At 60.5% G+C, this 26,412-nt stretch carries 20 protein-coding genes, 3 pseudogenes and 1 riboswitch; of the genes and pseudogenes, 12 read left to right on the top strand and 11 right to left on the bottom strand.

What is annotated here, in order from left to right:
* Positions 1-12 precede the first annotated feature (12 nt).
* From H9K75_RS08740 to H9K75_RS08725, 4 genes are all read right to left on the bottom strand, one after another.
* A complete protein-coding gene (locus H9K75_RS08740; RefSeq protein ID WP_187725469.1) occupies positions 13-363 on the bottom strand; it encodes a DMT family transporter in 351 nt (116 codons plus the stop codon).
* Positions 364-444: 81 nt separating this feature from the next.
* Positions 445-1,467, bottom strand: coding sequence for an acyltransferase family protein (locus tag H9K75_RS08735; RefSeq protein WP_264293995.1), 1,023 nt, complete (start codon positions 1,465-1,467; stop codon positions 445-447).
* 195 nt (positions 1,468-1,662) lie between these two features.
* Entirely contained in the window at positions 1,663-3,288 is a 1,626-nt protein-coding gene (locus tag H9K75_RS08730; RefSeq protein ID WP_187725467.1) for a peptide chain release factor 3, read from the bottom strand.
* A 104-nt stretch (positions 3,289-3,392) separates the two neighbouring features.
* A complete protein-coding gene (locus H9K75_RS08725; RefSeq protein WP_187725466.1) occupies positions 3,393-4,859 on the bottom strand; it encodes a hypothetical protein in 1,467 nt (488 codons plus the stop codon).
* Positions 4,860-5,047: 188 nt separating this feature from the next.
* Positions 5,048-5,121: riboswitch (S-adenosyl-L-homocysteine riboswitch) on the top strand.
* 91 nt (positions 5,122-5,212) lie between these two features.
* On the opposite strand from H9K75_RS08725, the gene ahcY reads away from it, so the two are divergent.
* From ahcY to H9K75_RS08705, 4 genes and pseudogenes are all read left to right on the top strand, one after another.
* Complete coding sequence (ahcY, locus tag H9K75_RS08720; RefSeq protein ID WP_187725465.1) at positions 5,213-6,631, top strand: adenosylhomocysteinase; 1,419 nt, start codon at positions 5,213-5,215, stop codon at positions 6,629-6,631.
* Positions 6,632-6,753: 122 nt separating this feature from the next.
* Positions 6,754-7,755, top strand: coding sequence for a TlyA family RNA methyltransferase (locus H9K75_RS08715; protein WP_187725464.1), 1,002 nt, complete (start codon positions 6,754-6,756; stop codon positions 7,753-7,755).
* Between the two features lie 11 nt (positions 7,756-7,766).
* Positions 7,767-8,623 (top strand): annotated as a pseudogene (gene metF / locus H9K75_RS08710) (methylenetetrahydrofolate reductase [NAD(P)H]).
* A gap of 381 nt (positions 8,624-9,004) precedes the next feature.
* Positions 9,005-9,844 carry a septal ring lytic transglycosylase RlpA family protein gene (locus tag H9K75_RS08705; protein ID WP_319016904.1) on the top strand — a complete coding sequence of 280 codons (840 nt, stop codon included), beginning with the start codon at positions 9,005-9,007 and terminating at the stop codon, positions 9,842-9,844.
* Positions 9,845-9,861: 17 nt separating this feature from the next.
* On the opposite strand, the gene H9K75_RS08700 is transcribed toward H9K75_RS08705, so the two are convergent.
* Positions 9,862-10,749, bottom strand: a complete 888-nt coding sequence (locus H9K75_RS08700; protein WP_187725463.1) for a 23S rRNA (adenine(2030)-N(6))-methyltransferase RlmJ — start codon at positions 10,747-10,749, stop codon at positions 9,862-9,864.
* Positions 10,750-11,002: 253 nt separating this feature from the next.
* Between H9K75_RS08700 and H9K75_RS08695 the strand changes: the two genes are divergently transcribed.
* From H9K75_RS08695 to erpA, 4 genes are all read left to right on the top strand, one after another.
* Positions 11,003-13,102, top strand: coding sequence for a serine/threonine protein kinase (locus tag H9K75_RS08695; RefSeq protein ID WP_187725462.1), 2,100 nt, complete (start codon positions 11,003-11,005; stop codon positions 13,100-13,102).
* A 238-nt stretch (positions 13,103-13,340) separates the two neighbouring features.
* Positions 13,341-13,772, top strand: coding sequence for a 50S ribosomal protein L13 (gene rplM / locus H9K75_RS08690; RefSeq protein WP_187725461.1), 432 nt, complete (start codon positions 13,341-13,343; stop codon positions 13,770-13,772).
* 10 nt (positions 13,773-13,782) lie between these two features.
* A complete protein-coding gene (gene rpsI, locus H9K75_RS08685) occupies positions 13,783-14,175 on the top strand; it encodes a 30S ribosomal protein S9 (RefSeq protein WP_187725460.1) in 393 nt (130 codons plus the stop codon).
* Positions 14,176-14,454: 279 nt separating this feature from the next.
* On the top strand, positions 14,455-14,829 hold the full coding sequence (erpA, locus tag H9K75_RS08680; RefSeq protein WP_187725459.1) for an iron-sulfur cluster insertion protein ErpA: 375 nt from the start codon (positions 14,455-14,457) through the stop codon (positions 14,827-14,829).
* A gap of 78 nt (positions 14,830-14,907) precedes the next feature.
* Here erpA and H9K75_RS08675 read toward each other — a convergent pair whose 3' ends face one another.
* Together H9K75_RS08675 and H9K75_RS08670 are read right to left on the bottom strand one after the other, a co-directional pair.
* On the bottom strand, positions 14,908-16,044 hold the full coding sequence (locus H9K75_RS08675) for an anhydro-N-acetylmuramic acid kinase (protein WP_187725458.1): 1,137 nt from the start codon (positions 16,042-16,044) through the stop codon (positions 14,908-14,910).
* A gap of 51 nt (positions 16,045-16,095) precedes the next feature.
* Positions 16,096-17,427 carry a M23 family metallopeptidase gene (locus tag H9K75_RS08670; RefSeq protein ID WP_187725457.1) on the bottom strand — a complete coding sequence of 444 codons (1,332 nt, stop codon included), beginning with the start codon at positions 17,425-17,427 and terminating at the stop codon, positions 16,096-16,098.
* A gap of 234 nt (positions 17,428-17,661) precedes the next feature.
* On the opposite strand from H9K75_RS08670, the gene tyrS reads away from it, so the two are divergent.
* Positions 17,662-18,894, top strand: a complete 1,233-nt coding sequence (gene tyrS, locus H9K75_RS08665) for a tyrosine--tRNA ligase (RefSeq protein WP_187725456.1) — start codon at positions 17,662-17,664, stop codon at positions 18,892-18,894.
* Positions 18,895-18,927: 33 nt separating this feature from the next.
* Here tyrS and H9K75_RS08660 read toward each other — a convergent pair whose 3' ends face one another.
* Positions 18,928-19,968 (bottom strand): LysR substrate-binding domain-containing protein, encoded by a 1,041-nt coding sequence (locus H9K75_RS08660; protein WP_187725455.1) that lies wholly within the window; start codon positions 19,966-19,968, stop codon positions 18,928-18,930.
* A 197-nt stretch (positions 19,969-20,165) separates the two neighbouring features.
* On the opposite strand from H9K75_RS08660, the gene H9K75_RS08655 reads away from it, so the two are divergent.
* Together H9K75_RS08655 and glmU are read left to right on the top strand one after the other, a co-directional pair.
* Positions 20,166-20,399, top strand: coding sequence for a DUF2917 domain-containing protein (locus tag H9K75_RS08655; protein WP_187725454.1), 234 nt, complete (start codon positions 20,166-20,168; stop codon positions 20,397-20,399).
* Positions 20,400-20,534: 135 nt separating this feature from the next.
* Positions 20,535-21,962, top strand: coding sequence for a bifunctional UDP-N-acetylglucosamine diphosphorylase/glucosamine-1-phosphate N-acetyltransferase GlmU (gene glmU, locus H9K75_RS08650; protein WP_187725453.1), 1,428 nt, complete (start codon positions 20,535-20,537; stop codon positions 21,960-21,962).
* A gap of 177 nt (positions 21,963-22,139) precedes the next feature.
* Here the strand turns inward: glmU and H9K75_RS08645 are convergent.
* From H9K75_RS08645 to H9K75_RS08635, 3 genes and pseudogenes are all read right to left on the bottom strand, one after another.
* Positions 22,140-22,465: pseudogene (locus tag H9K75_RS08645) on the bottom strand (chaperone modulator CbpM).
* A gap of 14 nt (positions 22,466-22,479) precedes the next feature.
* Complete coding sequence (locus tag H9K75_RS08640) at positions 22,480-23,469, bottom strand: DnaJ C-terminal domain-containing protein (RefSeq protein WP_187725452.1); 990 nt, start codon at positions 23,467-23,469, stop codon at positions 22,480-22,482.
* 182 nt (positions 23,470-23,651) lie between these two features.
* Complete coding sequence (locus H9K75_RS08635; RefSeq protein WP_187725451.1) at positions 23,652-24,146, bottom strand: Lrp/AsnC family transcriptional regulator; 495 nt, start codon at positions 24,144-24,146, stop codon at positions 23,652-23,654.
* Between the two features lie 188 nt (positions 24,147-24,334).
* On the opposite strand from H9K75_RS08635, the pseudogene glmS reads away from it, so the two are divergent.
* A pseudogene (gene glmS, locus H9K75_RS08630) lies at positions 24,335-26,244 on the top strand (glutamine--fructose-6-phosphate transaminase (isomerizing)).
* The last annotated feature ends 168 nt before the right edge of the window (positions 26,245-26,412 follow it).

Genomic DNA, 26,412 nt, shown 5'->3' with positions numbered 1-26,412 from the left:
AGTACGCGGTTACTAAGTCGCCCTTGAAGCAATCCCAATTCCCAGTAGTATAAAAATACCGCCAATGACAGTGGGCATTTGAACAGATTCACCTAAAAAAAGCCAACCAAGACAGGGTACTATAAGGAAAGCAAGGCCCATGAATGGGTATGCTAAATGCAAGGGAGCATATCTCAGCACCCAAATCCAAACCAGTGTTGTTATACCATATAACACCAAAGCAGTAATCAACCAAGGATTTAGAATCCAGTCTCGCCACACAAAATCGGTTGGAATGCCAGATGCCGCTTTTTTGAAAAGCATTTGCCCGACAGAAATTCCTACAACGCAAAGAATCGTGATCGATGTAATTAATAAGTTCATAGTTCGATATTCAAATCGATTCAGAAAAATTATGACTGCACCGCATATTTACTGCGCGTTGCCAATGGAAATATGTGACGCCTACTTCGTTACGTGGCGGAATATAAACGCCTTTAATTTTTCATGCAAAGGTTTTTCTATTTTCAAAAAATGAAACCAAGAATAAAATAATATTGCCATGACAGTAAACAACCACCATAGATTCCCATTCAGTTGAATCTTTCCTTGGAGCTTAAAATAACTGAAACTTGCGAGTGCAATAAAAAAAATATGCGATAAATAGATGCTATATGAGGCGTCGCCCATTCTTTGAAGTGCTTTGAACGGTGACACATGCCGCTTTTCAAGACCCAGTGCACATATGCATAAGCAAACAGCAAATGTTCCAAAGAAAATCACACGTTCGATGACATGAAAAAACCCGGCCATTCCGCTTTGATTTAGCTTTCCATGCATTTGATAGAAATATGCAAGTACGACAGAGATAAGCGCAGCCAGCGCCCAAGGTATAGGGTTAATTTTGGCTTTCTTGTGCATTATATCTGCGACGAAAAAGCCGCAAATGAATTCTATAATCAGTGGCGAAGTATAGAAAGGGATGATCAAGTATTTTTTTGCGATTGATTCATTTTGCGGAAGGTACATGCCATTTACATAATAGAAGATGTTTAAAATAATGACCGCGACGCCAACGGTCATTAATATTTTTGTGGCATGTACTCGATTCCATAAAATAATCAATGCAATCATCAAATAAAAATAGAGTTCAAAACTCAACGTCCATGTAATTGCTAAAAGATATTTTGTTAGATCTTGAGGCCAAAGGAATATTGAGCCTAAAACGCTGATCTGGGGATTGATGGAATTTAGTCGCGTGAAAATGATAAAGTAAATTATAAAAAAGGGCCACCAACCAATGTAGATTCGGCCAAAGCGCTGTAATATAAAATATTTCGCTGTCTTCCAGCCTGGAGTTGCTCCACGCGTTGTTTCTGCCATGATTATTCCACTAATCACGAAAAAAATATCAACGCCAGCAAATCCCAAAAGAGAAACAGCTTTTGGTAATATTGCAAAGTTGAACGGAACAATAGGGGGGGTCATATGATGAAAAACGACCCAGAGTGCAGCCAAAAATCGTAATGTTTGTATGTTTTTGAGCATTATTTATAATATAAAGCTACGACACTTTTGGTGGCAATTGATGTCAGCCGGAGTCGTGAGTTTATCCATTTCTTGTGAAAGTTGAATCTCAAGGTGAGTGGAAAATCCAAAACATGTAATCATCTATAAAATAATTTATGACGCCTGCAACGCCAACCCCGCATGCTCCCGCAGCGGATGGAAGTGAATCTTCGGAAACCGCTCCTGCGCCAGACGCACGTCATAGGGGCTGGTGCACAGATAAGCCAGCGTGTTTGCTGCATCCGTAGCCATGCGCAGGGGATAGGCGTTTTCAAACTCGCGTAACTCTGCTGGCGTATCGGCTGTGATCCAGCGCGCGCCGGTGTACTGGCAGCCTTCCAATCGAATGTCGCAGTCGTACTCGGTGTTCAAACGATGTTGCACGACTTCAAACTGCAGTTGGCCGACGGCGCCCAGCAGCATGTTGCCGCCAGCTTCGGGTTTGAAGACCTGGATCGCGCCTTCTTCGCCGAGCTGCATGAGGCCTTGCTGGAGTTGCTTGGTGCGTAGCGGGTTTTTCAGCACCACGGTCATGAACATTTCCGGTGCGAAAAATGGCAGGCCCGTGAATTGCAGATTCGGGCCATCGGTGATGGTGTCGCCTAGCTGCACACCGCCGTGGATCGTGAAGCCGATGATGTCGCCCGCGTAGGCCTCTTCCACCGCTTCACGGCGCTGGCTCATGAAGGTGACGACCGATGTGGGCCGCAGTTCTTTTCCGGTGCGTTGCACCTTCATTTTCATGCCGTGGGTGTAGCGGCCCGAAGCCACGCGCACGAAGGCAATGCGGTCGCGGTGGTTGGCGTCCATATTGGCCTGCACCTTGAAGACCACGCCGGAGAAGCCATCGTCTTCCGGTTCAATGGTTTTTTCCACCGGCTGCTTGTTGACGACGAGCGTGCTTTTGCGCGGGCCGGGCGGCGGAGACATGTCGACCACTGCGTCGAGTACTTCCATCACGCCGAAATTGTTCACACCGGAGCCGAAGAACACGGGCGTGAGCTTGCCCGCGAGAAAGGCCTCGTGATCCCATTCGGCAGATGCGCCGACGGCGAGTTCCATGCTCTCGAGCGCATCGTCAAATGCCTGGCCGAAGCGCGCGCGCAGTTTGTCAGCGTCGCTGAGTGGAATGGTCTCGAAGTCCTGCGGGCGACGTTCGTTGCCAGCGTCAAACACCGTCATGCTCCGCGTGCGCAGATTGATGATGCCGCCGAAGCTCTTGCCCTGGCCGACCGGCCAGGTGATGGGACAGCATGGCATGCCGAGCTCGCGCTCCACTTCATCAAGAATGTCGAGCGGGTCGCGCACTTCCCGGTCCATCTTGTTAACGAAAGTGATGATGGGCGTGTCGCGCTGGCGGCAGACTTCGATCAGGCGGCGGGTCTGGGCCTCCACACCGTTGGCCGCGTCGATCACCATCAGCGCGGAGTCAACAGCGGTAAGCACGCGATAAGTGTCTTCCGAAAAGTCTTTGTGGCCGGGAGTGTCGAGCAGGTTGATCACGTGATCGCGGTAGCTCATCTGCATCACCGACGACGCCACCGAGATACCGCGCTGCTTTTCGATTTCCATCCAGTCGGATGTGGCATGGCGACTGGCCTTTCGGCCCTTCACGGCGCCCGCGATCTGGATCGCGCCCGAAAACAGCAGCAGTTTTTCCGTCAGCGTGGTCTTGCCGGCGTCAGGGTGGGAAATGATGGCAAAGGTGCGGCGGCGCCGGGTTTCGGGGGCGTATGTCAAGGGAGATCCAGGGAAATCTGTCGAGAAAGCGCGGGTCCGTGTGAAGAAACCTCGGCCAGTTCCCGCATTTTACAGAGGCGCGCGGGCATCGAACGGATGATTCACTACTCGTTTGCCAGCGGATTCCCGGTCTGGCGCGGTGTTATTCGAGATTTTCGGTCTCCGAACTGGATCAACACGGGAATCAAAGTCAGCGGCAACGTAAAAAGCGGCAGTAGATAGCGATATTCGGCAGCCGATGCAAAGAGGTAGATTCCTGTCAATTGGAGCAGAGCGCAAACGCAGATCAAAAGCGCAGGCACATCTTTGCGATTCGCTGATTTTCTGAATGCCCCAATCAGCAGACCGATACCCAGCCATGGCGTCCAAAACAGCCAGCGCCATTCATGGCTGCTGCGATGGATCTTGCGCAAAACCTGTTCTAGCTCGTTCAGCCCGAAGCGTCGGAAAGTTGAATTGGTGCGGACGCGATTCAGCACATAAGGCGCGTAGTCCAGCGCAGGAAACCCTCCCTGCGCCAACGCGGCGGCCAGAAAAACATTCACGCGGCTGGCGGCGATGTCGGGGAGGTTGTGCCAGAGGTTGTAGCGCAGGAATTCGTGCGTGAGCTCCTCGGTTTGCGGCGCGGGCAGGCCGAGCAGTTGCGGGCCCGACGGGTGGAACACCAGCATGTCCCAGTAGACAGGATCGGAGTAGGCGCGCAGCAATTCCCTGGGGCGATATCCTTCGAGAATTTCCAGCGTGCGTGGCGACAGCTTGGGTTTTCTAAGGACCCAGGGGTCGTTCATGTCCGGCATCTGCGCCCAGAATTCGTTCATCGCACGCGGCTGCATGAGTTTCACAGTCTCGAACAGCACCAGCGAATGCACCGCGCTTTGTGACTGGGATGTGTGAATACGCGTGCTGCCGAATATCACGATGCACCACAAGCCGATGATTGCGGCCAACACATGGCGTCCCTTGCCTTGAACGAAGGCGAGGGCGATCACGGCGGGCAGCAGGAAGAGTATGCCGTTGGGTCTCGCAAAGACCGCGAAAGGCAAGGCGGTAAAGAAGACGCCGCAGGACAGCCAACCGGCCCTTCTCGTGTTGCAGACGATCCAGATTTCAAACAGCAACGCCGTGCTGGAGACTGCAAAGATCGCGTCCGGATACAGCGTACCGATGAAATACACCATATGCGGCGCCGCGCAGATGAAAACCAGCAAAAAGACGCAGAGCAGTCGGCGACGCTGCGCGTCCCAATACCAAGACAGCATTCTTGCGAAGAGAAATGCGCAGAGCAGCATCAGGAGGGCGATGGGCACTTCAACGCGATGCGTGGTTCCGTAAGTGGCCTTCAGAAAGTAGTACCAGAACGCTGTTTTGCCGGATGAAGATCGACCCTCTGTGTCGACTTCCATCAGAACGGCGGCGCTGTCCTCGCCGAGAACGCCAGGCCAGAAAACCGCAAGCCATCCCAGATACAGCGCGCTGAGCAGCAGCCAGAAGATCGGCAGGCTGCGCTCATGGATGCGCCAGCGTTGGCGACCAGCGTCATTCGATGGAGATGTGAGAGCTGCTTGGGTCATCCGGCCGGGCTATTGGTTCGGAGGGGGTTGCGGGCAAGCACGCGTCGCTTGTTTGTTTTGTTGGTTGATTCTGCCAGTACAGTGAGCGCTTCGTGGCGTATTCATCGTGACGGACAACGAACACTGCTCGCGGCATCGATCCGTCGCCAGACGCCTCCGCAGATCGCGGTGAACCGCTATAATCCGCGTTTTCCGAGGAGCGTTGCAGCGCCAGTCAGGCGTGAGGCTCGGATCAACACATTGGCAACGACGCTCGCCCACGCTTTCTGTGCGGTGAGATGCAATTCCCCATTTTTTGTTGATTGCTCCCCCAGAACGTGGTTTTTGAAATTCTCGAGTGGAGAAAGCAAACCATGGACACCAAGACCCAAGACCGCGCGATTGCGGACATTTCGCTGGCCGATTGGGGCCGCAAGGAAATCAAGATTGCCGAGACCGAAATGCCCGGTCTGATGGCGATTCGCGAGGAGTTCGCCAAGTCGCAACCGCTCAAGGGCGCGCGCATCACCGGCTCGCTGCACATGACCATTCAGACGGCCGTGCTGATCGAAACGCTGAAGGCGCTGGGTGCCGATGTGCGCTGGGCGTCGTGCAACATTTTTTCCACGCAGGATCACGCGGCCGCCGCCATTGCAGCAACCGGCACGCCGGTGTTTGCGATCAAGGGCGAATCTCTGGAAGACTACTGGGACTACACCCACAGCATCTTCGAATTCGGCCCCGCCAACACCGACGGTGAAGGCCCGAACATGATTCTGGACGATGGCGGTGATGCCACGATGCTCATGCATCTGGGCAAGAAGGCCGAGAAGGACCAGTCCGTGCTCGCCAACCCGACCAGCGAAGAAGAGCGCATCGTGTTCGCAGCCATCAAGGCCAAACTCGCTCAGGACGCCACCTGGTACAGCCGCAAGGGCGCGCAAATCATGGGCGTGACGGAAGAGACCACGACGGGTGTGCATCGTCTGAACGAGATGTCCGCCAAGGGCACGTTGCTGTTCCGTGCGATCAACGTGAACGACTCGGTGACCAAGTCCAAGTTCGACAATCTCTACGGCTGCCGTGAATCGCTGGTGGATGGCATCAAGCGCGCGACCGACGTGATGATCGCCGGCAAGGTGGCCTGCGTGGCCGGTTATGGCGACGTGGGCAAGGGCTCGGCGCAGGCGCTGCGTGCGCTGTCGGCGCAGGTGTGGGTGACCGAGATCGATCCGATCAACGCGTTGCAGGCCGCCATGGAAGGCTACCGCGTCGTGACCATGGAATACGCTGCCGACAAGGCCGACATCTTCGTGACGACCACCGGCAACAAGGACATCATCCGCCACGAGCACATGGCGGCCATGAAGGACCAGGCCATCGTCTGCAACATCGGTCACTTCGACAACGAAATCGATGTCGCTTCGATCGAAAAGTACCAGTGGGAAGAAGTCAAGCCGCAGGTCGACCAGATCACGTTCCCCGACGGCAAGAAGATCACGCTGCTGGCCAAGGGCCGTCTGGTGAACCTGGGCTGTGCCACGGGTCACCCGAGCTTTGTGATGTCGTCCTCGTTCGCGAATCAGACGATTGCGCAGATCGAGCTGTTCACCAAGCCTGATGCGTATGAAGTCGGCAAGGTGTATGTGCTGCCGAAGATTCTCGACGAGAAGGTGGCGCGCCTGCACCTGAAGAAGGTGGGCGCGGTACTGACCGAACTGACGGATTCGCAAGCGACATACATCGGCGTGGACAAGAACGGACCCTACAAGCCGGATACCTACCGCTACTAAGCACGGATCGGGGTCTGATCTCCCTCTCCACCAGACATGGGGAGAGGGAACGAAGACGGAAGCCAGTGCGCGACACGCACACCGTTTTCCAGGTCAGCGACACTGTTTTGTTGGGAGGCGCCATGCGCGCAGACGTTTATTTGGTTGACAAGGGCCACGCCGCCACGCGTTCGCAGGCTCAGCGCCTGATTGGCGCGGGCGTGCAATGGCGTCTCGCGCCGGGGCTGCCGTGGCAGAAGGTTGCCAAGAATGGTGACGATATTCCGGAGATGGCCGAGGTGGAGCTGCTCGACGCGGCAGAGGCCAGGTACATCTCGCGTGGCGGTCTCAAGCTGGAAGGCGCGCTTGCCGTTACGGGCTTCAAGGTGAGCGGGCTGCGTTGTCTCGATGTGGGGCAGAGCACGGGCGGGTTTACCGACTGCCTGCTGCAGCAGGGCGCGGCGCAGGTGATCGGTGTCGATGTCGGCAATGCGCAGTTGCACGAGCGCTTGCGCAGCGATCCGCGGGTGGTCTGCGTGGAAGGGTTGAACGCACGTTCAATGACGGCGGAGTCCTTGCGTGATGCGTGCGAGGCTGCCCTCAGCGAGATCGTCGAGGAAGCCGAAGACAACGAAACCCAGCCGACCGCACCCTATGCGTGGATGCGCAATGGCGGCATGGTCGATGAGGACTACGACGACAGCGACGACGCGAAGGAGCAGGAGGTCGAGGACTTCAAGGCCGAGCGTGCCGCACGCGCCAGGGCGAAGGTCGATGGTTCAATGCCGGTGCAGCACAGGCGCCGCGAGGGCACGCAGGACGTGGACATCACGCCGGTGTTCGATTTCATCACCGGCGACGTGTCGTTCATTTCGCTCACGTTGATTCTTCCGGCGCTGGTGCCGCTGATGCACGCCGATGCGCGGCTGCTCATGCTGGTCAAGCCGCAGTTCGAGTTGCAGCCGGGCCAGGTCGGCAAGGGCGGCATCGTGCGCGACAAGGCGCTGTATGCCGAGGTCGAGCAGCGCATTCGCGACTGTTGCAAGGACGTGGGGCTTGAGGTTCTTCAGTGGCTGGATTCGCCCATCGATGGCGGCGACGGCAATCACGAATTTTTTGTTTTTGCGAAGAAGAAAGCGAAGTAAGGGCAATGACCATGAGCGAGAACGCCGACAAGTTTCCTGTCAGCTTTGAATTCTTTCCGCCCAAGACGCCAGAAGGTGCGCAGAAGCTGCGCGCCGTGCGCGCGCAACTCTACGAACGCAAGCCCGAATTCTGCTCGGTGACCTATGGCGCGGGTGGCTCGACGCAGGAAGGCACGTTCAATGCCGTGCGGGAAATCCTGTCCGAGGGTGTCGATGCGGCATCGCATTTTTCCTGCATCGGCGCGACGCACGACAGCGTGCGCGAGCAGCTTGCGTTGCTCAAGGCCATGGGCGTGCGCCGCCTGGTGGCGCTGCGCGGCGATTTGCCGAGCGGCTATGGCATTGGCGGTGAATTCCATTTTGCGAGTGATCTGGTGGCCTTCATCCGCAAAGAAACGGGTGACGACTTTCACATCGAGGTCGCGGCCTATCCCGAGGTGCATCCGCAGGCGCGCTCTGCCGACGCCGATCTGAAGGCTTATGTGACCAAGGTGCAGGCGGGAGCGAATTCGGCGATCACGCAGTATTTTTTCAACGCCGATGCCTACTTCCGGTTTGTGGACGACACGCGCAAACTCGGCGTCGACATACCCGTCGTGCCGGGCATCATGCCGATCATCGGGCCTCGCAGCTCATGCGTTTTTCCGACGCATGCGGTGCCGAGATTCCGCGCTGGATTCGTCTGCGCCTGCAAGGCTATGGCGACGACGTGCAGAGCATTCGCGCGTTCGGGCTCGACGTGGTCGCCAACCTCTGCGAGCAGTTGATCAGGGCGGGCGTCCCGGGCATCCATTTCTACACCATGAACCAGAGCGCGCCGACGCTGGAAATCTGCGAACGCGTCGGGATTCGAACAGGCCGCGGTTAGGCCGACTCTGTGAGTGACATTTCCTTTCGTCATTCACGCATTGCAAGGCCTGCAAACGAGTGGCAAGAGCCGCCTCAAGCCGTAACCGAAGCAGCACAATGATCGGTGCGGTTTGCCTTTTTTCTCACAGGGAAAAATGCGCGCGAGGAACTTCGGGCGGATCGGGAGGCTCGATTCTGGAATGCACATTACCTTGAGCCAGGCGCGGAGAGTCATCGTATGCTTGCGGGCAAGGACGCCCGTCAAGCCATACCCATTCCTATTATTTTCCGGGCGATGTGAATGAATATCGTCGCCTGGAAAAGAAGACTTTCGTTGCAGATTGCAGCCACAAAAATCATATCGGAGCGTCGCCCCGGCAGGCTGGGCGGTTGCTTTCTGTTGGGCGCATTGCTGATCGGCTGCGCGGCGCAGCCCACGGCGGAGGACGCGAGTTCCACCGTTGACGCGCTCGTTCACCCCTCCGCTACCGCAACGACGTCCGAGCTGACGCCAATCACCTCGCTAAGGCTGGGGCCGAACTGGTATGAGCGTAGCTGGAGCGGCCCACCTGCGGCGGTCGAGGTCAACAAGGGCAGCGTGACTCCCTATCCGGGGGAGCCCGAGAGTGGCCAAGGTGTGACGGCCTACGGCGCGGGCCTGCGGGCACCCATCGACCGCACTGCGGCGAAACAGCAGCGCGATAGTGACGACGGAGACGATGAAGGTGACGACGACGTGGAAACCTCGGTGCCCGGAGTCATGATCGGCAAGGGCCTCGCATCCTGGTACGGCGGGCAGTTTCACGGACGGCTGACGGCCAATGGCGAGCGCTACAACCGGGGCGAAATGACCGCCGCTCATCGCACGCTACCGTTTGGCTCCAAGGTCTGCGTTCGCAATATTTCCACGGGCAAGACGGTGTTTGTGCGCATCAACGATCGCGGACCATTTGCTCACGGTCGCGTGATCGATTTGAGCCAGGCAGCCGCGCAGGAACTGGGCATTCAAGGCCTTGGACTCAAGCAGGTCGAGCTGTGGAAGCTGCACAAGGGCAGCGACTCCTGCCCGGACGATTTGCTGACCGCGAGTGCCGACGGCAGCACTTCAAACAAACCGGTTTCCTCACGCGTGCCGCTCGCCGAAGTCAGCGCCACGCAGCCAGCGCGCTCCGAACGCAAACCGTCGGCGCGCGCGCAGAAATCTCAGGCGACCACGACGCGCAAGGCCAAAAAGCGTTGATCGATTGTGGACTGGACTCAGCCGCCGCCTGATTCAAGGGCATGCGTCGCGTTGCGGTCCTGCGCCAGCAACTCCGCCATTTGCGGCAGTGCCTTTTGCATGTCGCCCTTGAGGGTGAAGGGCGGATTGATCACGAACATGCCGCTTGCAGGCAGTCCCGGACGCTTTTCGCCCATCGCCGGGCCGCTCAGCTTGCTGGACTTGACCGTGAGGCTGGCGTGCAGCCAGGACTTCCCGGCCTTGACGGCCATGGTCTTCAAACGGCGTGGCAGATCATGCGCTTCGGGGCGCGGAATGATCGGATACCACACGGCGTAGACACCCGTGGGAAAACGCTTGAGCGAGTCATCCACCATGTCGAGCATGCGAGCGTAGTCGCTCTTGAGTTCGTAGCTCGGGTCGCACAGCACCAGGGCCCGCTTGGAGGGCGGCGGCAGAAACTTCTTCAGGGCCTCGAAGCCGTCTTCCTGCAACACCGCGATCTGGCGCCCGGCATCGAGCTGCGCGATGTTGGCCTTGAGCGTGCGCGTGTCGGTGGGGTGCAGCTCGAACAGCTTGAGGCGGTCGCGGTCGCGTCCCTGCATCACATGCTGGGCGATGAAGGGCGAGCCGGGATAGACCTTGTGCGAACTCCCGGAATTGAAAGACTGGATCAGATCGACGTATTCCTGCAACGCTGGCGCCAGATCCTTGGCATCGAACAATCGCTGCACGCCATCGACCGCCTCGCCGCTGGTCTCGGAGAATTCACTGTCCAGTCGATACAGACCGGCACCGGCATGGGTGTCGAGCACGGTCAGGGCCGTGTCTTTTTGCGTGAGGTATTGCAGGATGCTGATCAGCACGGTGTGCTTGAGCACATCGGCATGGTTTCCCGCGTGAAAGGCGTGGCGATAACTGAACATCGCCGGAGTTTACGTCGCCGGGACCCGGTGCAAGCCCAGTGTCACGAAAAGCCGTTGAAATAGGCAAATCGGCAAGTTCGTTGCAAAATGTAGGGTTACCGCCACGAAGCATGGTTTTTACGCGGTTCTGAATTGCTTCGGCCCATACGAAAATACGCATTGAGTGCGAGTCGTATCGGCAGAGCCGGTGTTATTGCTCTAACCTTAGATTTTTTGAGTGTTCCTGACAATGCGTTGCATTTTCTGATTTCCCATGTCCGATATTCCCGGCTCCCGTCTTCCCCGCACCGTCGACCATGTGGACGCGCTGCCTGTGGGCGCGCGACTTGGCGAGTTCGAGATTCTGGGATTGCTCGGAGTCGGCGGTTTCGGGATGGTCTATCAGGCATTCGACCACTCGCTGCTGAGATTCGTGGCGGTCAAGGAATACATGCCGACGTCGCTGGCCGCGCGCGCCAACGGACGCACGCTCTGGGTGCGGTCGTCCTCGGATGCGTCGTCGTTCCAGGCCGGTCTCGCGTCGTTCGTCGAGGAAGCGCGGCTGCTCGCGCAGTTTGACCATCCTTCGCTGGTCAAGGTGTTCCGTTTCTGGGAAGCGAATCAGACCGCCTACATGGTGATGCCGTTGTACACGGGTATGACGCTCAAGCAGGCGCGCACCCACATGCGTACACCGCCCACCGAGGATTGGCTGCGCAAGGTGATCTGGTCGGTCTGCAGCGCGCTCTCCGTGCTGCACAACGGCAAGACGCTGCATCGCGATATCTCGCCCGACAACATCTTTTTGCAGGACAACGGCCCGCCGGTACTGCTGGATCTGGGTGCAGCGCGCTTCGCCATCGAAGACCGCGAGCGCAAGCACACTGCCGTGCTCAAGGTGAACTACGCGCCAATCGAGCAATATGCCGACGCGCAAAGCGACCTCAAGCCCGGGCCGTGGAGCGATATCTATTCGCTGGCGGCCGTGATCTATGGCGTGATCTGCAACGACGTGCCGCTGCCCTCCACACTGCGTTCGATCCGTGATCGCATGGTGCCGTTTTCCCGCGTTGCGCGCACGGTGCGCAAGCAGTTCGGAATTGAATATTCCACGCCCTTTGTCGAGACAATCACCAAGGCGCTGTCGCTGCAGCCGCGCGACCGGCACTGGACGGTGGAAGCCTTTCTCGAACAGATGGGGCTGACGAGCGCTCCGGCGCATCTCGACAAGTTCGATTTCCGCGCCGATCTGGGCGACAACTGGCTCGACCCGCAGGCGCGCAAAGGCAGTGGCAATGGCACCTCGATTCTGGCGGGCCTGGTCGATGAGTCCGGGGCAGTCGCTGCCGACCCGGTCAGCGTGCCCGAGCCGGTGCCGGAACGCCGCAATACCGACCATCTGGTGACGGTATTGCACCTTCCGGGCTCGGCCGAAGAAACAACGAATAAAAAAGACGAAAAGGACAAGGCCCGAAACAAGAAGGCAGCTGTGGCGGTGGCGGAATTTCAGGACACCCTGGTCCGCCTGCCCGGGGATTTCGAGGACTCCCTGGCCGAGCCGTTCGAGCCTACGCGATTCGTCGATCACGATGCCGAGGACGCCGACGAAGCCGACGCGGCGTTGGGTAGCGGGGTGAAGCGGTCGTCACGCAGCAAGAGCGGGCGGAGCGCACCCGGTAGCGGCAAGGCATCGTCGCCCGTCGCCAAAGGCAAACCTCCGTCAATCGGACACCGCCGGGGCGCGCGTCGCACGTTGCTGGTATCTGCGGCGCTGATGATGCTGGTCGCAGGCGCCGCCGCCTGGTATGTATCGACTCGCTCGCCTGCGGCGCAGGCCACCGTGGCCATTGCTCCGGCCCATGTGCCCACACCCGACGACGAAATCATCACGGAACTGGCGGAGCCGCGTTCTGCCACGGCGGCGAGCGCTGCCGCTGCTCATGCCGCATCGCAAGCCGCCGCCATTGCTTCTTCTTCCGCATTGCCGGTGGCACCATCTTCCGCGGAAGCTGCAAGTGTTGCATCTACTACTGCCGTTGCCGCCACCGCGCCGCCAGCGGCGGCTGTCGTGGCGGCCAAGGAAGCCAGACCGCGCGTTGCTCCCGTTCGCAAGCCCATGGAAGCGCCCGTGACGCAGGAGCCCGCGCAGCCCGCGTTGGCACCGGCACAGCAGTCCGCGCCCGTGGCGGCGCAGCCCAAGCCCGCCAGGCGCGCCAGCCCGGAAGAGGCCTGTGCCAATGTGAGCTTCATTGGCAGACCGATGTGCGTGCACAACCAGTGCCAGCAGCCCGGCATGGAAAGCCACCCCGTCTGCGTCGAAAGCAAGCGCAAGCGCGACGAAGAGCGCCGCGAGCGCCAGATGTACACGCAGTAGCCGACCGCGTTTGCGTTGTATTTGCGACCTGCGTTTCTGGCGCCCGCACCTTGGCCTGCGGAATTTTGTATAATGCTTGGCTTTGCAGCGATTTATGGGTCCCGCGGCAAAGTGCTCCTGATACCTTGGTTTTGCCGGGTTTTTGGAGCAAATACCACCTAAGAGGCTTCCAACAGAGTTGCACCGACCGTGGAAAAGGACCGACAAACCTCCTCTTCTTGATTGAAAAGAGAAACTCATGACTACTACTTTCAGCGCAAAGCCCGCTGAGGTCGTGCACGAGTGGTTTGTGATTGACGCCACCGATAAGGTGCTCGGACGGGTAGCCAGCGAAGTTGCCCTCCGTCTGCGCGGCAAACACAAGGCCATTTACACGCCTCACGTTGATACCGGTGACTTCATCGTCATCATCAACGCCTCCAAGATCAAGGTGACCGGCACCAAGTCGCTCGACAAGGTGTACTACCGTCACTCTGGCTTCCCCGGCGGCATCACAGCCACCAACTTCCGCGACATGCAAGCCAAGCATCCTGGCCGTGCGCTCGAGAAGGCCGTCAAGGGCATGCTGCCCAAGGGTCCCCTCGGCTATGCCATGATCAAGAAGCTCAAGGTGTACGGCGGCCAAGAACATCCGCACACTGCGCAGCAGCCCAAAGCGCTGGAAATCTAAGGAGCCTTGAATGATTGGTGAATGGAACAATGGCACCGGTCGTCGCAAATCCAGCGTCGCCCGCGTGTTTCTCAAGAAGGGTTCCGGCAAGATCACTGTGAATGGCAAAGACATTCAGCAGTTCTTCGGCCGTCAGACCTCCATCATGATTGCCAAGCAACCGCTGGCGCTCACCGACAATGTCGAGACTTTCGACATCCAGGTGAACGTACACGGCGGTGGTGAATCCGGCCAGGCCGGTGCAACCCGCCACGGCATCACCCGCGCCTTGATCGACTATGACGCTTCGCTGAAGCCTGTCCTGAGCCAAGCCGGCTTTGTGACTCGCGATGCGCGTGAGGTCGAGCGCAAGAAGGTCGGCTTGCACTCTGCACGCCGCGCCAAGCAGTTCTCCAAGCGTTGATCGTTTGGATGTTGTTGGGTTCATTCCAACGACTGCTTCACAAGGAACCGCCTTCGGGCGGTTTTTTGTTTCGTTCTCGATCGGGTGTTTGAGGGCCCGGCGTGGCTGTGGATTCAAGAGGCTCGCTGCACTTTGCGGAGGCGTCGGCCTGCGGCGCTCTGCGCTGCGGTTGTTTTCAATGTCCACAACGGCTTTGCCGTCTAATCTCAATTCCGATGCATTTACTCGCCCATTGAAGTAGCATCGTGCACATATATCTCCAAACAGGAGTCTCATTCCATGAGCGCAGTTGCAGAAAACATTACCACGACGTCCGAAATGATGCCCGAGCCCATCGTCTTCACCGACAGCGCCGCTGCCAAGGTGGCTGACCTGATCGCGGAAGAGGGCAATCCGGACCTGAAGCTCCGTGTCTTCGTCCAAGGTGGCGGTTGCTCGGGCTTTCAGTATGGTTTCACGTTTGATGAAATCACCAACGAAGACGATACGACAATGACCAAGAATGGCGTGTCTTTGTTGATCGACGCGATGAGCTACCAGTATCTGCTGGGTGCGGAAATCGACTACAAGGAAGACTTGCAAGGCGCGCAGTTCGTGATCAAGAACCCGAATGCGACGACCACCTGCGGCTGCGGTTCGAGCTTCTCGGTGTAGTTCGGAAAGAAGCAGTCCTCCTCAACGAAAAACCGCCTTTCGAGGCGGTTTTTTTGCGCACAGGTGTTGCGAAGCCGCTCAGACGGGATGGATTGCGCCGAGAACCCGCGCGCCGCGCGCACCGGTCACCGATGCCAGATTGCCCGGCAGCCCGAGCAGGCACTGGCGCGCGAGCCACGCGAAAGCGGCGGCCTCCACCTGTTGCGGATCGATGCCGTGCGCGAGCGAGGATTGCACCGTCACACCGGGCAAATGGGCTTGCAGGCGGCGCATGAGATGGTCGTTGAGCGCGCCGCCGCCGCACACGATGAGTTCGCGCGCGTCGGGCGCGTGGCGCTTGAGATCGTCGGCGCAGGAGATTGCGGTCAGTTCGGCGAGCGTGGCCTGCACGTCGGATGCGTCCAGCCCGCCGTGCGTGGCAAGACGGGTGCGCAGCCATTCGGGGTGGAACAGGTCCCGCCCGGTGCTTTTGGGCGGCTCAAGCCTGAAGTACGGATCTTCGAGAAGTGCGCCGAGCAGTGGTTGCACGACCCTTCCTTGCGCCGCCCAGTCGCCCCTCGCGTCAAACCACTGGCCGGTGTGCTCGTGACACCAGAAATCCATCAGCGCGTTGGCCGGGCCGCAGTCGAAACCGAGCACGCCGCCATCGGCGCGCAGGATGCTCAGGTTGGCAATGCCGCCGAGGTTCAGCACGGCAACCGTTTCGCCGGATCGCCCGAAAACACCTGCATGAAACGCGGGAACCAGCGGCGCCCCCTGGCCGCCCGCGGCAACATCGCGCGTGCGGAAATCGGCGACCACCGTGATGCCCGTGAGTTCGGCGAGCAGCGCCGGGTTGTTGAGTTGAAGGGTGTAGCCCGTACCGTCGAATTCACGAGGGCGATGGCGCACGGTCTGGCCGTGGGCGCCCATCGCGGCGACATCGGAGGGCGCAACGCCCGCTTGTGCAAGCAGTTCCTGCACGATACGGGCATAGGTGCGGACCAGACCGTTGGCCGCGAGCGCGCTGCGGTGCAGTTCGTCGGTGCCGGAGGTGTTGAGCGCGAGCAACTCGGCACGCAGATCGTCGGTGAATGGGCTGCTTGCGTGCTGCCTGAGCTCCGCCTTGCCTTCTGGCGAGAACGCGACGAGAACGCCATCCACGCCGTCGAGCGAGGTGCCGGACATGAGGCCGATGAACAATGGGGCGTCGGGGTTGCCGGGGGCTGTCGTCATGCAGTGCGATCGGCGGCGGCCCCGGGTGCTCGAAACGAAACGTTGCTGCCGTTATTCCGGACGTGTGGTCATCGCCATGGCGGCAGACGACAACTGAATGCGCATATTGTCCGCGAGCCGGTCGAATGATTCACGGGCTGGCTTGGAGATGGGACGGGAAGCGTCGCTTGCCAAGGCGTTGGCCATCGGGTCGCGTTGCTCGCCGTCGACACGCAGTTCGTAGTGCAGGTGCGGGCCGGTGGCCCAGCCGGTGGAGCCCACAGCGCCGATTTTTTGACCCTGCTCGACCGACTGGCCCTTCTTGACGTCGATGGAACTCAGGTGGGCGTAGACCGTTTCCTGCTTGCCCGAGTGCTGGATGTAGATGACGTTGCCATACCCGTTCTGCACACCGGCAAACGAGACCACGCCGTCGCTCACGGTGCGCACGGTCGTGCCCGTGGGGGCGGCCAGGTCAGTGCCGTTGTGGGCGCGCCAGTCCTTGAGGATCGGGTGCATGCGCATCGAGAACGCGCTGCTGATGCGGGTGAACTCGACGGGCGAGGTCAGGAAGGCGCGCTGCATGCTGTCGCCATTGAGTGTGTAGTACGCGCCCTTGGCGCGGCCGGGCTCCTGGAACCAGACGGCGTCGAAGGTCTTGCCGTTGTTGTGGAATTCAGCGCTCAGCACACGACCGGCGCGCAGCGGCTCGCCGTCGGCTTCCAGCGTTTCATAGACGACCGCAAAACGGTCGTCCTTGCGCAGTGCGCGATGAAAATCGATGTTGTTGGCGAACACGTCGGCCAGTTGCACGGCCACGGAGTCCGGAATGTTCGACGCATCGGTCGCGGCGAACAGCGAGTTGCGGATGATGCCGCCCGCAAAACGGCTGGCCACGGTCAGTGGCGCGGATTCGATTTCGGCCGTGAATTTGCCGTCGCTGCCCTTTTTGACCACGAGGCGCTTGAAGGTGCCGCTTTCGTCGGGTGCCCAGCGGGCGGTCAGCAGCGTGAGGCGGTGGTCGTCGGTGGTTTCGGCGGTCACCGAACGGCCGGCGCGTCCGGTCAGGTTCTGGCGCACGAGTTCATTGGATCGCAGGAATGCTGCGGCTGCGGGATCGGCCACGCCCATGCGCTGGAGCAGGCTTTCGGCGCTGTCGTTGCTGCGCGAGGTGTCGGAGCGGTAAAGCGAGTAGCTGGGAATGTCCACGAGTGCGGACAGGGGTTGCTCGTCGGCGAGCGAGGCAACGGAGTGGGTGACGGTGCGAACCGGCAGATCGGCTACGTCCGGTCCCAGGTTCGCCACGGCGAACGCACCACCGCCACCGGTCAGAAGAACGACAGCCACGGCTGCCGCGATGCGCTTTGGATTATTCCGGGCTATCAGAACAAGGCGATCGGCCATGGCCGTATACGCGCTGGTGAAACCATGCTTCAAAACTCGTACCCCTGAGCGTGGCGCATATCCAGACTCACGCCGACTGACTATCAGGAGGGAGTGAGATCAGATACCGCAGTATTCTGGTGCGCGGTGGCAGGGAGAGGGCACACGCCTGAAGACGAGCCTACTAGAATCCTTTACCGCATCGAAGCCCGGAAGTATAACGACCAGGGCCGCCCAGATAGTATAAAAACCCTTATGAATCATCCAGTTCCTAAAACATATCCTGTCACCGATGGTGTCGGACAAGCGCTTGAAACCACGCTGCGCGGCGTCGATGAACTTCTTCCCAGAGAGGATTGGGTTCAGAAACTGGCACGTTCCGAGGCGACGGGCGTGCCGCTGCGCATCAAGCTGGGGCTGGATCCCACGGCACCGGATATCCATATCGGCCACACGGTTGTTCTGAACAAGATGCGCCAGTTGCAGGATCTCGGCCACACGGTGATCTTTCTGATCGGCGACTTCACGACGCTGATCGGCGACCCGTCCGGGCGCAACAGCACGCGCCCGCCGCTGACTGCGGAGCAGATCAAGGTCAACGCCGAAACCTACCGTGATCAGGCGTACAAGGTGCTCGATCCGTCCCGGACCGAACTGCGCTACAACAGCGAATGGTGCGACAAGCTCGGCGCGCGCGGCATGATCGAGCTCTCGGCCAAGTACACCGTTGCCCGCATGATGGAGCGCAACGATTTTCACCAGCGCTTCACCGAAGGCAGCTCGATCAGCCTGCATGAATTTCTCTACCCGCTGCTGCAGGGATACGACTCGGTCGCGCTCCAGTCGGATCTGGAACTGGGTGGCACCGACCAGAAATTCAACCTGCTCATGGGGCGTCATCTTCAGGCGGAATACGGTCAGGAGCCGCAGTGTGTACTTACCATGCCGCTGCTTGTGGGGCTGGATGGCGAGCACAAGATGTCCAAGTCCAGGAACAACTACATCGGTATCACCGAGGACGCCAACACCATGTTCGCCAAGGTGCTGTCGATCTCGGACACGCTGATGTGGGACTGGTTCACGCTGCTGTCGTTCATGAGCCTGCCGGAGATCGCGGCGCTCAAGCTCGAGATCGAAGGCGGACGCAATCCCAAGGACGCCAAGGTGCTGCTCGCCAAGGAGATCACCGCGCGCTTTCACAGTGCTGCGGCGGCGCATGCGGCAGAGCAGGATTTCATCAACCGTTCCAGGGGCGGCATCCCCGATGAGATACCACAGGTTCAGCTCTCGGGCGCGCCGCTGGGAATCGGTGCGCTGCTCAAGCAGGCCCATCTGGCGCCATCGAGCAGCGAAGCCAACCGCCTGATCGACGGCGGGGGCGTGCGCATCGACGGTGCGGTGGTCAGCGACAAGGGCTTGAAGATCGACGCGGGCACGTTCGTGCTTCAGGTCGGCAAGCGCAAGTTCGCGCGCGTGACACTGAGTTGACCGATTCCGTCCCGGCCAGGGCGCTTTCCCCGGCTAGGACATGTCATCCACGAGGTCGCTGTCCGGCACCTCGCCCATCGCCAGCCGGGTGGCCTTGGCCTGCAATCGCAGCCAGGCGCAGAACGCCTGCACCTCCGGTCGATGGGTGCTGCGCGGGCCGATCACCAGCCAGTAGACGAGCGGTGACTCGAGCCGGTGCCCGGGCAGCACCTCGACCAGATCGCCAGCCGCGAGCGCGTCGGCCACGAGCGGCATGCGCGCAAGCGCCAGCCCCTGACCGGCGAGCGTGGACTGAACGATTTGCTGCGCATAGTTGAAATACAGCCAGCGTGCGGGCTGCAGGCGTGAAACGCCGTAGACCTCGAACCAGCGCCGCCAGGTGATCCATTCAAAGTAAGGCAGGCGATGCGCGTCGCCCGCCTCGATCAACGTGAAGGTGGCCACGTCGGCGGGGGTTTTGATCGGCGGCTTGCTCTTGAGAAGCCACGGGCTCGCGACCACGCATAGCTGTTCGCCGAACAGGCGCTGCGCTCCGGCGGACTGCGCGCCGATCACGTTCGAGCGCAGTGCGAGATCGACGTCCGAGGTGTCCAGGTCGAGCGTGTTGTCGCTCGCGTCGATGCGGATGTCGATATCGGGATAGCTGCGCTGGAAGTCTTCGAGCCGGGGAATCAGCCACATCGACGCAAAGCTCGCCCAGGTCGTGATCGCCACGTTTTTTCGTCCAGCCGACTGGCGCACCATGCGCACGGCAGCGTCAAGGCGTTCGAGGGCAGGCGTGAGCGTCTGAAAAAGCTGGCCGCCCGCCGTGGTCAGTTCGACGGCGCGCGTGTGACGCAAGAACAGCGGCACGCCAACCTCCTCCTCCAGCGACTGAATCTGGCGGCTCACCGCCGATTGCGTAAGCGCCAGCTCGTCGGCCGCAGCCCGAAAGTTCAGATGCCGCGCCACCGCCAGAAAGGCGCGCCAGTTGCCTACCGACACCGGCCGTGTTCGCAGGTGCGCGGTCGGCGGGGGTGTCGGCGGCAGCGAGGGCTGGGTGGAGGCGGAGGGTTTGCTGGCGGGGGCGGGCATGGTCGGGAGGTTGATTGAATTGATGCGGATTGCGCATCTATCTGCGGGTTGCATTTCATTGGACGATGGAATGCTCCCGCAGTCAAATGGGGCTACATCCAACGACTTGCAGCGCTTGAAAGGAGCCCGTCATGACCGCGATTCATGTTCCTCATTTGCAACAATGCCGGGGCGCCCGGCGTGAAAATTTCTTCGAAATGAACACCTTGCGTGCGGGCCAGGCCGTCAGCCTGCGCGGCCGTCGCCCGATGCAGTTGCGACTGCTCGATGGCAGCGGCAGCGCCTGGGTGACCCGCACCGGCTCTAGCAGCACGGCGTTTCCACCGGAGGATTTGATTCTCGTAGCCGGGCAGACGCTGCACCTCGGTCCGCGAGAGCATTGGGTCATGGAGCCCGCGGCAGCACACGCGGTGCGCTACCAGTGGAAGTGACGGGTGGATTTTCCGGCTTACGCAATGAAACGGGCCCGGACGCGTTGAACCCTGCGCAGCCCGGATAATCGGCGCTTGTTTTCACTACCTCCAAGCGGTGGTCCGCGCGCAATCGTCGGCCCGCATACGTCACACATGGCAGCACAACTCGACATCATCATCATGGCAGCGGGCAAGGGCACGCGCATGAAAAGCCGCACTCCCAAGGTTTTGCAGCGACTGGCGGGCAGGCCGCTGCTGCAGCATGTGGTGGCTCAGGCGCAATGGCTTGCTCCGCGGCGCGTGGTGGCCGTGACGGGGCATGGTGCCGATGAGGTGGAAGCCGCATGTGCCGCTTTCAAGCTGCCCGCGTCCACCAGGCTCGATCTGCAGTTCGTGCGCCAGGAGCCACAGCTCGGCACCGGTCACGCGGTTCAGCAGGCCGTGCCCAAGCTGCCGGACGACGATGGCGTGGTCGTGGTGCTCTCGGGTGATGTCCCGCTCACGCTTGCGAAGACGGTGGCCGATCTGGTGCAGGCATCGGGCGGTGACAAGCTCGCGCTGCTCACGGTGCGTTTGCCGGACCCTGCGGGCTATGGCCGTATCGTGCGCGATGAGCGCGACACGGTGCAGCGCATCGTCGAGCACAAGGACGCGAGCGACGCGCAGCGCGCCATCAACGAGGTCTACAGCGGCATCATGGCCGCGCCCGTCAAGCACCTCAAACAGTGGCTCGCGCGGCTAGACAACAACAATGCGCAAAAGGAGTACTACCTGACCGACGTGGTGGCGATGGCCGCGGCCGACGGCGTGGCGGTGGTTGGACACTGCATCGACGATCCCCTCCAGGTCGCGGGGGTGAACAGCCCGTTGCAACTGGCCGAGCTCGAACGCGCGCACCAGCAGCGGCAAGCAACAGCCCTGATGGAGCAAGGCGTGCGCCTGGCCGATCCCGCGCGCTTCGATCTGCGCGACGATGCGCGCGGCACGCTCGCCAGCCTGGTCTGCGGCACCGATGTCGAGATCGACGTGGGCTGTATCTTCACCGGAGAGGTGGAGCTTGGAGAAGGCGCGCGCATCGGTGCCTATTGCCACATCAGCAACGCGAAGATCGCGGCGGGCGCGGTGATCCATCCCTTCACGCACATCGACGGCGAGAAGGCGGGCGTCACGGTGGGCGAGGCTGCGCTGATCGGCCCGTTTGCACGTTTGCGCCCCGGCGCGCAACTCGGGCGCGAGGTGCACATCGGCAACTTTGTCGAGGTGAAGAATTCGACGCTCGCCGATGGAGCCAAGGCCAATCATCTGGCCTATCTGGGCGACGCGACGGTAGGCGAGCGCGTGAACTTCGGCGCGGGCAGCATCACCGCGAACTACGATGGCGCAAACAAGCATCGCACGGTGATCGAGGCCGACGTACACATCGGCAGCAACTGCGTGCTGGTGGCGCCCGTGGTCATTGGCGCGGGCGGGACAGTGGGAGGCGGTTCCACCGTGACCAAGAATGCGGCGCCGGGAGCCCTGACCGTGGCGCGGGGGAAGCAGGTCAGCATTGCCGACTGGAAGCGGCCTTCCAGGAATTAGTTTCTTGCGCTGAGCGGAGGGTGGCGGTGGATTTTTGATGCCGTCGCGGCTTTGTCAAAAATGCGCTTTGGATACCTGCGGCAGAACCCATTGCGCTGCTGCGCAGCGTCATTCGGTCAACCGCCGCAAGTCAGTCGGGAAGAGGATGGCAGCATTTCGCTGCCCTCGTGCCGGTTTTTATGGCCGCTGCAATGTGGCTTGCAGTTGCTGCATTTGTCGCCTGAGTTCGGTGACTTCCTCCATCAGGTCTGTGGTCAGCGCCGCCAGTTGCGGGTCGGCCTCGAAGGTTGATTCAAGTCGCGCCATGCGCCGTGCGCGGATGACCGTGGTGCTGGTGAAGCGCCATGTTCCGGCGGTCTGGTCGCCGTGCAGCAAACCTTCCGAGACGCGCGTGGTGACCCAATCGGGGCCATGGCGCAGGCGCGGGCGAGATCTTCAAGGCTCAGGCTGTCGTCATCGAGCAGTTCGGCCAAGGCGCGGGTGGTGGTGTGTTGGGGGGACATTGCGAAACTCCTGCTCACTGGCCGCTGCGCGGATTGAACTGCGCAAATGCCTTGGACATCGCGGTGTACGCCGCGCGTTGCTCGTCGGTGTTGGCGGGGGGCAGCACCAGATGCAGTTCCAGATACAGATCACCCGGCGTTGCTGCGGGAATGCCGCGCTCTTTCAGGCGCAGCTTGCGGCCGCTCTTCCAATGGGCTGGAACATTGACCTCGACCGTGGCGCCCGAGGGCGTGGTGACTTCAATGGGGCCACCCAGTTCGGCCTCCCATGGCGACACATTCACCGACTGGTAGACGTCGCGGTCCTGCGCGCGCCAGCGTGGATCGGGCTTGAACTGGACCTCGAGAAACAGGTCGCCATTGGACGCGCCACCATATCCGGGGCTGCCCTGGCCGGCCAGGCGAATCAACTGGCCTTCGCGCACGCCCTTCGGAATCGTGACCTGCAACTGGCGTTCCTGGTTGACGAGTTGCCCGTTTTCGTCGAACTTCGCTCCGCGCAGCGTGAGCATGCGCTCGGCACCGGTGTATGCGTCGAGCAGGTCGAGTTCGATCTTCGCGTGATGATCCTCGCCGCGCTGCGATGGCGGTGGTCCGCCGCGAAAGCCGCCAGAGCGCGAGGCTCCGCCCGCACCGCCGCGCTGGGCTCGCGCTGCCTGACCGAACATCTGCTCAAAGAAGTCGCTGAAGTCGGCGTTGTCCATGCCGGGGCCGTCGCCGCGATCGCTGAACTCGAATCCGGCATCCCAATTCGGCGGTGGGCGGAAGTCCTGACCGGCCCGGTAGGCACTTTCCTTGCCGAGGTTGTCATACGCGGCACGCTTTTCCGGGTCGGACAACACGGTGTTGGCCTCGTTGACCTCGGCCATGCGTGCGGCGGCATCCTTTTCCTTGCTGACGTCGGGATGGAATTTGCGGGCCAGCTTGCGATAAGCCTTCTTGATTTCATCCGCCGAGGCGCTTTTTTCGACGCCCAGAATTTTGTAATAGTCCTTGAACTCCATGCAACAAGCTCCTGAGCCGAAGCACTCAAGCGGCGTTCGGCATTGCGAAATACTCTAAGGGGGACTGCTCATGTCGCATCGTAGGTCAACACCGCAACGACGGCCGTGGTCGTTTGCGAACGTGGTTGGATGCATGGGCAATGCGATCATAAATGGGGGCGCAGCTTCAATAGTTCAACCCATCAGGCCAGCGGAACGCGGGTGTCGAACTTGGCGCGGCGTGTCGCAAAGAACGCCTTCACGTTGCGCACATTGGCATCCTGCGTGAACAAGCGCTGAGTGAGAGCCTGATAGCCCGGCATGTCGTGTGCGTGCACCACGAGGATGAAATCCGGCCCGGGCGAGACGCGCCAGCATTGCTGCACCTGCGGATCGGCCGCAATGCGGGTTTCAAAAGCGGCCTGGAATTCCGCCCCCTGCCTGTCGAGGGTGATCTCGACAATCACCGTGAGCCCGTGGCCCTGCAACTGCGCGAGCCTGTCCGGTTGCAGCAGCGCCACCTGTTTTTCGATCAGCCCAAGTTCATGCAGGCGTCGCACGCGCCGCAGACAGGTGGGCGGGGATACATGAACCAGCTCGGCGAGCGCCTGATTGCTGATCGATGCATCGCGCTGAAGCTGGTCGAGCACCTGCCGGTCAATCGCATCGATGGTGTCGATGGTTTCTGAAAATTCCATAAATTGACTGATTTTTGAATGAATATTTCATTGAAATATTGTTGCGAAATATTATTCCAAAAATCAAAAAAATTGAATGAGAAATTTCAAAGGAGCCTGCGTACCATGCGGTTCACTCGTGATCCTTGCGGTCACCCACCAAACAACAACGCAGGGCGCTCGGCGTCTGGCGATAAGGAGTTCAGTCTATGTGCGGCATCGTTGGCGCGGTTTCCCAGCGCAATATTGTTCCCATCCTCGTGCAGGGCCTTCAGCGCCTCGAATATCGCGGCTATGACTCCTGCGGCGTGGCCGTGCACGAGGCGAGTCTCGGCAATCCACCCACCGGCGGCCTGCACCGGGCGCGCAGCACGGCGCGGGTGTCCGAATTGCAGGCCCAGGTCGAGGCCGAACATCTCGAAGGCGCGACCGGCATCGCGCACACACGCTGGGCCACCCATGGCGCGCCGGCCGTGCACAACGCGCATCCGCATTTCAGCCACGGCCCGGACGCCGCACCCGGCGAGACCGAGCGCGCCGGGCGTGTCGCGCTGGTGCACAACGGCATCATCGAGAACTACCAGGAGCTGCGTGCCTCACTGCAATCGCGCGGCTATGTGTTCTCCAGCCAGACGGATACCGAAGTCATCGCGCACCTCGTCGACAGTCTCTACGACGGCGACCTGTTCGAGGCGGTGAAGTCCGCCATCGTGCAATTGCATGGCGCGTTCGCCATCGCCGTGATGCACAAGGACGAACCGCATCGTGTCGTCGGCGCGCGTGCCGGTTCACCACTGGTTCTGGGTGTGGGTCAGGGCGAGAACTTTCTGGCAAGCGATGCGATGGCATTGGCGGGTGTGACCGACCAGATCGTCTATTTGCAGGAGGGCGATCTGGTCGATCTGCAGCCGGGCCGATACTGGATCGTCAACCGCGACGGCCAACGCATGGACGACCCGCAGCGCCCGGTGCGCACCGTGCGCGCCCACAGCGGCGCCGCCGAACTGGGGCCGTATCGCCACTACATGCAAAAGGAAATCTTCGAGCAGCCACGCGCCGTGGCCGACACACTCGAGGGTCTGCAAGGCATTGTTCCCGAGTTGTTTGACGGAGTCGACGCCGACGGAAATACCGAGACCGCCGCATGGCGCGTGTTCAAGGAAATCGACAGCGTGCTGATTCTCGCGTGCGGCACCAGCTACTACAGCGGCTGCACCGCCAAGTACTGGATCGAGGCCATCGCGGGCATCCCTTGCAATGTCGAAGTGGCCAGCGAATACCGCTACCGCACGAGCGTTCCCAATCCTCGAACGCTGGTCGTGACGATCAGCCAGTCCGGCGAAACCGCAGACACGCTTGCCGCGCTGCGCCACGCGCAGAGCCTTGGCATGACGCACACGCTCACCGTCTGCAACGTCGCCACCAGCGCCATGGTGCGCGAATGCGAACTGGCCTACATCACGCGCGCCGGCGTGGAGATCGGCGTGGCCTCCACCAAGGCGTTCACCACCCAATTACTGGGATTGTTCCTGCTGACACTCGCACTCGCCCAGTCCAAGGATCGCCTGCCCAGGAGCGTGAGGCGCAGTACCTTGCTTCGATGCGTCACCTGCCGGTGGCATTGCAATCGGTGCTGGCGCTCGAGCCCCAGATCATCAGTTGGGCCGAAGATTTCGCGACCAAGGAAAACGCGTTGTTCCTAGGCCGCGGCATGCACTATCCGATCGCCCTCGAAGGCGCGCTCAAGCTCAAGGAAATCAGCTACATCCACGCCGAAGCCTATCCCGCAGGCGAACTCAAGCACGGCCCGCTGGCGCTGGTCACCAACAGCATGCCGGTGGTGACGGTCGCGCCGCACGATGAACTGCTCGAAAAACTCAAGAGCAACATGCAGGAAGTCCGTGCGCGCGGCGGCGTGCTTTACGTGCTGGCCGACGGCGACTCACATATCGAAAGCGAAGAAGGCATGCACGTGATCCGCATGCCCGAACACTACGGCGCCTTGAGCCCGATCCTGCACGTAGTGCCGCTGCAATTGCTCGCCTATCACACCGCCGTAGCGCGCGGCACAGACGTGGACAAGCCGCGCAATCTGGCGAAGAGTGTGACGGTGGAGTGAGGGGGAGAGGGCAGACACGCTCGCCACGTACCTCTTTCCAATTGCCAGACCAAAGGGCCTGGTTTGTGCGGCGTCTCCACGGCGCCGCATTTGTTTGGCGGCCAAACCGCCTTGGGCGACATTGATGCTTTGTTCTCGCACATCGACGAGCGCGTCTGAATTCAAGCA

This window comes from Diaphorobacter aerolatus (genome assembly GCF_014489535.1).
In the GTDB taxonomy this organism is placed as follows: Bacteria; Pseudomonadota; Gammaproteobacteria; order Burkholderiales; family Burkholderiaceae_C; genus Diaphorobacter_A; species Diaphorobacter_A aerolatus.
Note: the sequence above shows the minus strand (reverse complement) of the source record. Positions and strands in the feature narration are given on the sequence as shown.